Below are 9,770 nucleotides of genomic sequence, written 5' to 3' on the forward strand. Positions count from 1 at the left end.
TCGCGAAGGCGTCGGGTCAGCCAATATTTATTTGAATGACACACCGCTTTCGCGAGCAAGCCCGCTCCCACATTGAGATTTCACCCGGGGTTAGATCCCTTGAGGAGTCTCTTCACCCCCCAACGCTTCAACCAGCGCCGGCAGGAAGTCGCCGAACGTCAGCATCATCAGGGTGAAGCTGGCGTCCAGTTGGCCTAGAGCTTCGTCGCCGCCGTCCTGTTCCGCCTGATCCTGCAACAGGTCTTCGAACTTCAGGCGCTTGACGGTCATTTTGTCGTCGAGCATGAACGACAACTTGTCCTGCCAGGCCAGCGACAACTGAGTGACGACTTTGCCGGTGCTCAGGTGCAACTGGATTTCTTCGCTGGTCAGGTCCTGGCGCTTGCAGCGCACGATACCGCCGTCTTCGTGGGTGTCGCGCAGTTCGCACTCGTCCAGTACATAGAAATCGTCGGCGGCTTTTTGCGTGGTGACCCAATCGGTCATCACAGCGGTCGGTGCCATCTTCACGGTCAGCGGACGGACGGGCAGGGTGCCGATCACTTCACGCAGGGTGGAGAGCAGGTCTTCGGCACGTTTCGGGCTGGCCGAGTTGACCAGGATCAGACCCGTTTTCGGCGCAATGGCCGCAAAGGTCGACGAGCGACGGATGAAGGCACGCGGCAGGAAGGCCTGGATGATTTCATCCTTGATCTGATCGCGTTCCTTCTTATAGACCTTGCGCATCTGCTCGGCTTCGATCTCTTCGACCTTTTCCTTGACCGCGTCACGCACGACGCTGCCAGGCAGAATGCGTTCTTCTTTACGGGCAGCGATCAGCAGAAAATCACCGCTGACGTGCACCAGTGGAGCATCTTCGCCTTTACCGAATGGCGCGACGAAACCGTAGGTGGTCAACTCCTGGCTTGCACATGGACGCGCCAGTTTGGTGGCCAGTGCAGTTTCCAGCGCCTCGGCATCGACAGGCAGGTCTTGGGTCAGGCGATAGATAAGCAGGTTTTTGAACCACATGGGGTGAGTCTCTCCTTTATACAAAGGGGGGCATTATTGTCTTCGCCGTGGCATAGGCCAACCCTTCTCTAAGCCTTTGGAAGGCCTGAGAAAATTATTTAAAAAAGTGCTTGCCAGAGGTGGGGTCGCTCCGTAGAATGCGCGCCACACCGAAGCGAAGGGTGATTAGCTCAGCTGGGAGAGCGTCTGCCTTACAAGCAGAATGTCGGCGGTTCGATCCCGTCATCACCCACCATTCGTTTCAAGTGTTTAGCGCAGCGGTAGTTCAGTCGGTTAGAATACCGGCCTGTCACGCCGGGGGTCGCGGGTTCGAGTCCCGTCCGCTGCGCCATATTCGGTAACCTGGACCACTGAACGCCAGGTCACCACGGAAGAACCCGCTAAAGCGGGTTTTTTTCTGTCTCAAGTTTGTACCTTGTTCCATCGGGTTTGTGTCGTTTCACCGGTTTTCGGATTTTTTTGAAAAAACTTCAATTAAATCAACACATTACGAAAACTTGTGGCATAATGCGCCCCGTAACGAAGCGAAGGGTGATTAGCTCAGCTGGGAGAGCGTCTGCCTTACAAGCAGAATGTCGGCGGTTCGATCCCGTCATCACCCACCATTCGTTTCAAGCGTTTCGCGCAGCGGTAGTTCAGTCGGTTAGAATACCGGCCTGTCACGCCGGGGGTCGCGGGTTCGAGTCCCGTCCGCTGCGCCATATTCGGTAATCTGGAACACTGAACGCCAGATCACCACAAGAAGCCCGCCTAGTGCGGGTTTTTTGCTGTCTGGCGTTTGCTGTTTATCGGCCGGACTTGAAATGGGGGTCACGTCTACGGTGCAGCATTCTGGCTATGTCGATAGTCACTCACAGCTTCATAGACGGCTTTACGCAGACGATTGATCCCGCCAATGGGCCGATGCGCTTCAATGCCAAACCACGGGTTGAACGATAAGTTGTCGCAGGCCAGATTCAGCGCCGGTGTGTCGAAGTCCTGCGGCGGCAAGGTTATCCGCGCTACGGTTTCGAACGTTGAATCCTGCTCGCGCCATTCGATGCTGGTGTCCTCGATCGGCATGTAATGGTTCGCATCCTGGCGCTGGATCTGCAAGACGAAACACGCAGGCACGCGATCCGTCGACAATTGCTGATTCAACGCACTGCGCAAGAAATTTGGCAAGTCGTGGTTCTGCTTGGGCAGCGTGTAGGCGGGGCAATGGTCCGGGGCGGGCGCTACCCGGAACTTCGCATTGGCCTCGCCAAATTTGTAGGGTGATACTGAAAAGTAGGTCGTGTCCGACGGACTGTCCGGCGGCGGCGACAGTGTGGCCAGTGCGATGAACAAATGGCGGATTTGCCAAGTGCGCGGATCCCATCCCGGAAAAAACGCCGTGATCTTTTTGCCGTCAGCCTGAGCCGCCACATTCTGACGGTACTCGGCGACATCACTGACAAAGAAGTTCGGATGGCTGAACATCACGAAGTCCTGTTCGTGTTGTCCTTGGCGGTTCTCCAGCAACTGTTTGCCCGGCACATCGTGCAATTTGATCGCCATGCCCCGTGCGTCACGCATACTGTCGAACTGCGGGTAGGCGTTGCCATTCGATAATCGAATCATCGCCGGCCAGGTTTTACCCGGCTCACTGAACACGCCTTGACGCAGCGCCGGCGGTAGATCCGCCAACACTTGCACTTCAGCCTTCACGCAACCGTGCGCCTTGGCATGCGCGTCACGCAGGTACCGCGTGCCTTCGCGGTGCTGATCGACGATACGCACAGCGGTCTGTATCACCTCCTGAGTCATGCCCGCTTCACCGGGTGGAACCTGCTCCAGCGCCGAAACCGGGCCGCGATGCTGCCAGGCAAACCAGGCCGCGGAGACCGCCCAGCCGAGCAGGCCGATCACAAGCATGATCAGCAAGGTTTTGCCCAGTAGACGTCCCAGCCACAACCAGATTCGCGCCAACATCGATAATTCTTTCTTGTGCGTCGACAGGATCATGGCAATTGCGCCTCCAATGGGCCGCCAAGGACTTTCAGGTATTCGAGCAGCGCCCAGCGCTCTTCGGGCTGCAACAGTCGGCCGATGACGCCGTTACCACGTACGCCGGCGCGAAATTCATGGCCGCTGTTATGGTTGCCGCTGATTCTTGTGTCGAACAGAAAACCGTTGGTGAAGGCTTCGGTGCGATAGCCCAGATGTCGTGGGTCGTACTCGAAGGTGCCTTTATAGAAGGTGGCAGCGCGTTCATCTTGCGGTGACAGCAATTGATAAATGCTCGGCACTGAGCCGTTGTGCAGAAACGGCGCAGTAGCCCAGACACCCGCCAGTGGTCGCGCTTTGTAGGCGACTTTTTCACGAACACCGATCGGCAGGCCGAAACCGTCGAGTTGTGGCTTCTCCTGCGGCGTGACCCCGGCCTCGCGATAGGCCCGGTTCTCGACGAATGCGGTGACGTAAGCCAGGCCCTTGGCCACGGATAACTGGCTCAGATCCAGCGGTTCCTTCGGTGTCGGATGAAGTTTTACATCCATGCTCTCCAGTTCTTTGGGGTCCCATTGCAGGGCCGTCAGATCGAAGCGATGGCTGGCGATGTTGTTGGCGGCGTTTGGATCGGTGCCGATGACGTCCACGGGCAACATGTGCAAATGCTGCACCCAGCGTTCGCCTTCCTGAGTTGTGCGTGGAACGTGACACCCGGCGCAGTTTTCGCTGAATAGCGCGCGTCCTTTGGCGGCCAGGGGCTTGTCGATGGCGCCGAATAACCCCTCCGGCCAGGCGGGTGGCTGAAGCTTTTGCAAGGTTTCTTCTATCTTGTGCAGATCGCGCACACGAACGCTTGAGGCATAACGCGCATCGCCTTGCAGTGGCTGGCCGTTGTCATCGAAGAAATTCAGGGTAGCGCCGACACCCAGCGCCTCACCGATGTTGCGCGCCATCGGCTGCTGCGCCGAACCGTTCCATTGCACCCAATCGAAGGTCCACATGTCCCACAACTGCGGGTAGTCCACCGGGGCGTTGGCCACGCGGTAGTTGGCAGGGGATATCGCATCGCCGAACGTAGCGTTGGCGATGCGCCCGAATGCATCGGCGCGTCCCGGACCTTCTTCAGTCGGGTAGAGGCCGCGATGGGTGTCGTTCCAGGCGACTCTCAGGAAGGTATTCAGTGAGGTTTTGAAGTCCTTGCGCAGTTGTTCATGGCGCGTGTCGTAATCATTACCCAACACCTGTCGTGCGAAACGCTCGAATTTCCAGGGGTTGTAGTAAGTCGAGGTCAGGCTTGCCACTAGTGCTTGTCCGAAACTGCCGCCACGGAGTGTAGGAACGCTGGAAGGCAAAACATGCTGCGCCGCGCCACCGTCGATGCGCACGGCCTGACCCTTGAAGCGCAATTCACCGGTGTGGCAAGCCGCGCAAGTGATGTCCAGGTAGTGCTCGGAGCTGCCGGGATTTTGGTGTCGGGCAAAGCCTACTGGCAGATTGCCGGGGTTTGTCGGCGTGGCTTTTTGCTGCGGATCGATCAGAAAGCCGAAGCGAGCGAGGTGCTCTGGGGAGGCGAAGCGTTGCTCAGAGAAGGGTAATTCCAAGGCCTGGAACCACTCATAGCGCAGCCCTTTGACCTGGGTGCCCTGGGGTGTGAAATAGTAGATTTGCCGCTCTTGCTCAGTCCACTGACTCAGGTAGTGCACCTGTTGGACGGGGGTATAGAAGGGCAATTTCGGATTGGCGACGAAGTACAAAACCAACGCGAGGACGAGTCCCAGCAGTACGACGATCAGGGTCAGCACACGGAATAAGAGGCGCAAGATAAACATCCTTGTCGAGTTGTTGCGCTGTTATGCCTGAGCTTGGTCCTGTGCGGCAAGTGGCCATTACGCCAGATGTTGGGGGGAGGGGAGTCGGTCCCTGTCAGGAATAGATGACAGAAGCTTCATCGTGCCTTTGGCCAAATGCGTTTTAGTCCCTGAACTTATCGCAAGATTCCTGCTCTCATGCCGGTAGCCATTGGTCGTGGCGGCCTGATAAGCTCGCGGCTTTACTCGATTGCCCTTTCGGCGCATGAACAAGGAAATAGCATGAAACAGCATCGGTTGGCGGCGGCGGTAGCCCTGGTTAGCCTGGTCCTCGCGGGTTGTGATTCGCAGACCAGCGTAGAGCTGAAAACCCCGGCGCAAAAAGCTTCCTACGGTATCGGCCTGAACATGGGCAAGAGCCTTGCTCAGGAAGGTATGGATGATCTGGACTCCAAAGCCGTAGCCCAGGGCATCGAAGATGCCGTCGGCAAGAAAGAACAGAAGCTGAAAGATGAGGAGCTGGTCGAAGCCTTCGCCGCGCTGCAAAAGCGTGCTGAAGAACGTATGGCCAAGATGAGCGAAGAGTCGGCAGCCGCCGGCAAGAAATTCCTCGAGGAAAACGGCAAGAAGGCCGGCGTGACCACCACCGCTTCCGGTCTGCAGTACGAAGTCGTCAAGAAAGCCGACGGCCCACAGCCTAAGCCTACCGACGTCGTGACTGTTCACTACACCGGCAAGCTGACCAACGGCACCGTATTCGACAGCTCCGTCGAGCGCGGTAGCCCGATTGATCTGCCGGTGAGCGGCGTGATTCCGGGTTGGGTTGAAGGTCTGCAACTGATGCACGTTGGCGAGAAGTACAAACTGTACATCCCTAGCGATCTGGCTTATGGCGCACAGTCGCCAAGCCCGGCAATCCCGGCCAATTCGGTTCTGGTGTTCGACCTGGAGCTGCTGGCCATCAAGGATCCAGCCAAAGAAGACGCTGCTGCTGCAAAGTAATCAGCATCGGTTTCAACAACAACGCCTCGCTTATGCGGGGCGTTGTTGCATCTGGAGGATGGCGAGGGTAAACAGAGCGAACCGATGCCGGTCACGACAGTCATAGCTTTGAGGCTGCCCGCATTAGACGCCCTGAGCTGCCAAGTCAATGAAATATTGGGGTTTTTTATGTGAGTAAAAAACGCCCGATCTGAGCGCGGCCCTTATAAAACGGGGCTCTCAGCGCGCAAATGCAGCTCTGTTCACAAGGTTATCCACAATTTGTGTGGATAACATTTCAACGGGAGGAATAGATGAAAGCTCCGTGGAATTTCGCTCGATTCCTGCCCTTGGCCGGCCGCCTGCTGGCTCGCGGTCGCCTGCCGACCTTATTGTTTGCCGTCGCCAGCAAAGGCGCCGCGCAAGGTGATCGGCTCGGCAAACTCAAGGACGATCTGCGTTTGCTCCAGGCATTGTGCCTGGCCTATTGGCGCGGTGAGTACCGCGCGATCAGCCCGAAAGCGTTGATTTCGGTAGTGGCGGGGTTGATGTATTTCCTCAGTCCGGTCGATGCGATACCGGATTTCATCCCGGTATTCGGTATGCTCGACGACATCGCCGTCCTCGCCTGGCTGATGAAAACCCTCGACGATGAACTGACGGCTTTCCGCTTCTGGCGCAAGCGCCAGCAACCGGAAAAACTCGCGGTGGTCGAGCGTCTGCCCGATACCCCCGAGCAACTTCAACTTCAGGGCCCGAAAAAGCCCTGATTCAAGAAGGCCACGTTCAGATAGATCCCCCCCGCGACCTTAGCCGCTGTTAGGATTACACTTCTAGGGAAAAGTGCCGACTCGCTAAGTGTTGTTGTCCTACGGGGTAGTCATGGATATTCAGATAATTGCACGCGATGGCGAACCCGAATATGCGGTTCTGCCATGGGCTCAGTATCAGGCTCTACTGAAAGCAGCAGGCATCAACGAAGCACCGTCGCGGCAGGCTCAAGCACCGCTCGCGGCATCGCCAGACCCGATGCTTCCAGGTCTGGATCAATTACGCAGTTTGCGCGAAGGGAAGGGCATCGCCATTGAGGCGTTGGCCCGCACGGTAGGCATCAGCCCGTCTTACCTGGCCATGATTGAAAGTGGTGAGCGTCAGCCCGACGCCGCGATTCGCCGCAGCTTGGCTTGGGAACTGACGGTGCCCGGGTGGAGGGATGAATCGTGAGTGTACGCATCAGTCGTCAACATTGGGACGGATTGCTGGGGGAACTTGATCAGGCGCGCCGACAGCGCCATCTTCTGACTTATCGGGCTTTGCTCGAACGTTTGCAATTGCCGACGCCGGCGATGCAAACCTTGACCGCCGCACTTGAACATCTCGCGGCACTGGATGCCAAGGCCGAACAACCGCTGCGCAGTTCGCTCGTCATCAGCCAAGGCGCCAGTCGTTTGCCGCGTACCGGGTTTTTTGAATGTGTCGAGCGTCTGGGGCGCTTTTCCGGGCCATCCGATGGCGTCGCTGCAGCGTCTTGGCATGCGTCGGAAGTGGTCAGGGTGTTCGAATACGAGTACCCGGAATCGGCGGAGGCTTGAGTGTTTTTACGACTCAAGGCGCAGGCAAGTTACTGGTTGGCGCGTAGGCTGTTTCACTGGTCGTGGTTTGTTCGCCAGCCGCGTGGCTGGCGCTGGCTTGAAGGCCAGTTTGCGCGCATGGCCAACCTTGGCGATGTCGGTGCGCAAAGCTTCTACGGACACATCCTGACCTTTCGCGGCGTAGGGCTGGGAGCGCGTGAAGAGGGCGTGCGCTTACTGCGTCTGGCGGCTTTGGCGGGCGATGGCAAAGCGGCCTACCAAGTCGGCGTCATCAGTTTCGCGGGTACCGCGAGCAAAGCCCCGGATCCTGCTGAAGCCGCACGCTGGTGGGGTATGGCCGCCAAGGCCGGGCATCCATTGGCCGAGCTGAAATTGAAAGAGCTGGGTGCTAGGGATTCAACGCAGTAAATCCATTTGTGTCTGATCTATAAACGGGGCGTGAGGAAAACTCACGCCCCGTTTGCGTTTTCGCTTATTGGCTTGGCATCAAAAGCTTTGTTGCAGACTTCTCCTACAGCAATTGCCTACTCGCCTGACTTATTTCTTGAGTGATCCCCCGCAAAGTCCTCGCGCCTAATTTCTGCGCGAGGGAACGCCCATGTTCGACCCGGTCATTCAGTTTATCTCGCACTCAAGCGTGCGTTGATGGAAGCCATCACCCGTATCGAGCAAGCACTCGACCGCTTTCCCGACACCCTCAGTCTTTATCGCGAGCAGCTCAAGCACTGGGCCAGCCGTGCGGCCGACACCGTCAGCGATGCCATGGATCTGCCGTCCCTGATGGGTATGGAGCGGTTCATCCGCTTCGGCGACCGCAGTACTGCCGTCAGCAGCAGCGACAACGAGTTTTTCTCCGGCGTCGTCCAGTGCCCGAAGGGCGGGCTGATGCTGATCGAGAGCAAGTTCGAGTCGGTGTACGACATCCCGCTGGGCAACATTGTGGTCGATGTGATGGCCATGGACGGTGGTGAAACGACGCCCATCACCCTGGATGCCGAAGGTAAAGGCAAATTCAAGGGAACGCCGGGCAAGTTCTATCGCGTGCATGTACACAGCGAAGTCACCCCGGAGCAGGTCGAGGCGCTGTTCAAGTCCTATGACGGTTTGACTGGCGAGCTGGATGGCTGGCTGCGCAGCGAGTGGCAGGGTTTCAAGCCGCAGTGGTCGCAGTCGGTGGCGACGGCGGCAGGCAACGGCATGTTGGCCGGGAGCTGGGCGGCGATCGAGGGTGTGTGGGACAGCATCGGATTGCTGTCGGAGATCCTTCAGGATCCGGGCGCCTTTGTGGGGCGGTTAGGCAATGGTGCGACTGATCTGATCAATCTGGCTGCAACGGCTCCCAAAGTCATGGCACAGCTTCAATTGCTGGTCAGTGACGAGGCGGCGCTGTGCTTGCTGCTGCGCACCGCGAGTCTTTGGCTGGAAATGCTGCCGCCCAGTGAACTCGCCGGCAAAACCGCGGAAGCGGCGTCGATGATGATCGTGCAGTTGCTGATCGATGTGCTGATCAGCGTTGTGTTGACTTTCGCCAGCGGTGGCGCAGGGATCGCGTATCTGACGCTGCGTCTGGCGGATCGCGCGGTTCAGTTGCTGTCGACAGTGAAGCGATTGGTGAAGGCGTTGTTTGGCATCGTCAACGGCTTCATCAAGTACGTTGATCAATACAAAACCGTCGCCGCGCGCGGTATCGCCGCCGGGGTGAAAAAAGGCCGGATGCAACTGCGCTGGAATGCCAGGCGCAACGCCTTGTTGAAGAAAGACGAACATCACGACGACGCCCCTAATCAGGCAAAAAACCCCAACGGTGACAGCGCCGATTGCGTGCCGTCGACCTGCACCAACGGCTGTCCGGTGTCGATGGTCACCGGCGAAGAACTGCTGACCCTCACCGATGGCACCCTCGATGGCTTGCTGGCGTTCGAGTTCACCCGGTTGTACCGCACCAGTGCCGCCGAAATCGATATCGGTCTGGGGTTTGGCTGGAGCCATTCGCTGTCGCATCGGCTGGCGTTCGACGCTGACGAGGTGGTCTGGATTGACCACGAAAACCGCCGTACACGGTTTCCGTTGCCGAGTGTCGAGCGGCCGGCGATTCACAACAGCCTGTCGCGGGCGGCGATTTTTCTGGGGGATGAACCGGAGGAATTAGTCCTCGCGCTGGCGGGGGACGCGGCGCGGTTTTATCACTTTCGGGCGGGGCGGCTGACGGCGATCAGTGATGCTTATGGCAACCGTCTGACGGTGCATAGGGATCGGTCTGACAGGGTTCAGCGACTGGACAACGGGGCGGGTCGTTCTCTGTTATTGCGCTACGACCGTCAGCACCTGATCGGCATCGATTACCAGTCGTTTCAACAGGCTGAGTGGAAGACTGAACACACCCTCGTCAGCTACTGCTACGACGCCT

General features: G+C 58.1%; 9 protein-coding genes and 4 tRNA genes. 10 read left to right on the top strand and 3 right to left on the bottom strand.

From position 1 onward, the window contains the following. Positions 1–90 precede the first annotated feature (90 nt). Positions 91–1,011 carry a recombination-associated protein RdgC gene (rdgC, locus tag AACY11_RS13495; RefSeq protein WP_339433677.1) on the bottom strand — a complete coding sequence of 307 codons (921 nt, stop codon included), beginning with the start codon at positions 1,009–1,011 and terminating at the stop codon, positions 91–93. A gap of 159 nt (positions 1,012–1,170) precedes the next feature. On the opposite strand from rdgC, the gene AACY11_RS13500 reads away from it, so the two are divergent. From AACY11_RS13500 to AACY11_RS13515, 4 genes are all read left to right on the top strand, one after another. Further along, a tRNA-Val gene (locus AACY11_RS13500) sits at positions 1,171–1,246 on the top strand. Between the two features lie 19 nt (positions 1,247–1,265). Continuing rightward, positions 1,266–1,342, top strand: a tRNA-Asp gene (locus tag AACY11_RS13505). Between the two features lie 198 nt (positions 1,343–1,540). After that, positions 1,541–1,616, top strand: a tRNA-Val gene (locus tag AACY11_RS13510). A gap of 19 nt (positions 1,617–1,635) precedes the next feature. Beyond that, a tRNA-Asp gene (locus tag AACY11_RS13515) sits at positions 1,636–1,712 on the top strand. A gap of 115 nt (positions 1,713–1,827) precedes the next feature. Here AACY11_RS13515 and AACY11_RS13520 read toward each other — a convergent pair. Together AACY11_RS13520 and AACY11_RS13525 are read right to left on the bottom strand one after the other, a co-directional pair. After that, positions 1,828–2,964, bottom strand: a complete 1,137-nt coding sequence (locus AACY11_RS13520) for a catalase family protein (RefSeq protein ID WP_339494969.1) — start codon at positions 2,962–2,964, stop codon at positions 1,828–1,830. Between the two features lie 29 nt (positions 2,965–2,993). After that, positions 2,994–4,802, bottom strand: a complete 1,809-nt coding sequence (locus AACY11_RS13525; protein WP_339494966.1) for a di-heme-cytochrome C peroxidase — start codon at positions 4,800–4,802, stop codon at positions 2,994–2,996. A 270-nt stretch (positions 4,803–5,072) separates the two neighbouring features. Here AACY11_RS13525 and AACY11_RS13530 point away from each other — a divergent pair, with 270 nt between their 5' ends. The 6 genes from AACY11_RS13530 to AACY11_RS13555 all read left to right on the top strand — a co-directional run. Continuing rightward, the gene (locus AACY11_RS13530) at positions 5,073–5,792 is read left to right on the top strand and encodes an FKBP-type peptidyl-prolyl cis-trans isomerase (RefSeq protein WP_103306955.1); all 720 of its coding nucleotides are present in this window, start codon (positions 5,073–5,075) and stop codon (positions 5,790–5,792) included. Between the two features lie 293 nt (positions 5,793–6,085). After that, complete coding sequence (locus AACY11_RS13535) at positions 6,086–6,541, top strand: YkvA family protein (RefSeq protein WP_339433675.1); 456 nt, start codon at positions 6,086–6,088, stop codon at positions 6,539–6,541. Between the two features lie 112 nt (positions 6,542–6,653). Continuing rightward, positions 6,654–6,995 (top strand): helix-turn-helix domain-containing protein, encoded by a 342-nt coding sequence (locus tag AACY11_RS13540; RefSeq protein ID WP_339433674.1) that lies wholly within the window; start codon positions 6,654–6,656, stop codon positions 6,993–6,995. Continuing rightward, positions 6,992–7,363 (top strand): hypothetical protein, encoded by a 372-nt coding sequence (locus AACY11_RS13545; RefSeq protein ID WP_003223109.1) that lies wholly within the window; start codon positions 6,992–6,994, stop codon positions 7,361–7,363. Before AACY11_RS13540 ends, AACY11_RS13545 begins: the two co-directional genes overlap by 4 nt. After that, positions 7,364–7,771: a sel1 repeat family protein gene (locus tag AACY11_RS13550; protein ID WP_339433673.1), complete on the top strand. Its 408-nt coding sequence runs from the start codon at positions 7,364–7,366 to the stop codon at positions 7,769–7,771. Positions 7,772–8,008: 237 nt separating this feature from the next. Continuing rightward, on the top strand, positions 8,009–9,770 hold a 1,762-nt coding region (locus AACY11_RS13555), incomplete at its 3' end, for a DUF6531 domain-containing protein (RefSeq protein WP_339494967.1).

The sequence above is a fragment of the Pseudomonas sp. RA_105y_Pfl2_P56 genome, assembly GCF_963970845.1.
Lineage (GTDB): Bacteria > Pseudomonadota > Gammaproteobacteria > Pseudomonadales > Pseudomonadaceae > Aquipseudomonas > Aquipseudomonas baetica_A.

Excerpts from the sequence above, each read along its gene's own strand:
- rdgC (WP_339433677.1), bottom strand. The coding sequence starts at position 1,011 with ATGTGGTTCAAAAACCTGCTTATCTATCGCCTGACCCAAGACCTGCCT.
- AACY11_RS13520 (WP_339494969.1), bottom strand. The coding sequence starts at position 2,964 with ATGTTGGCGCGAATCTGGTTGTGGCTGGGACGTCTACTGGGCAAAACC.
- AACY11_RS13530 (WP_103306955.1), top strand. The coding sequence starts at position 5,073 with ATGAAACAGCATCGGTTGGCGGCGGCGGTAGCCCTGGTTAGCCTGGTC.
- AACY11_RS13535 (WP_339433675.1), top strand. The coding sequence starts at position 6,086 with ATGAAAGCTCCGTGGAATTTCGCTCGATTCCTGCCCTTGGCCGGCCGC.
- AACY11_RS13540 (WP_339433674.1), top strand. The coding sequence starts at position 6,654 with ATGGATATTCAGATAATTGCACGCGATGGCGAACCCGAATATGCGGTT.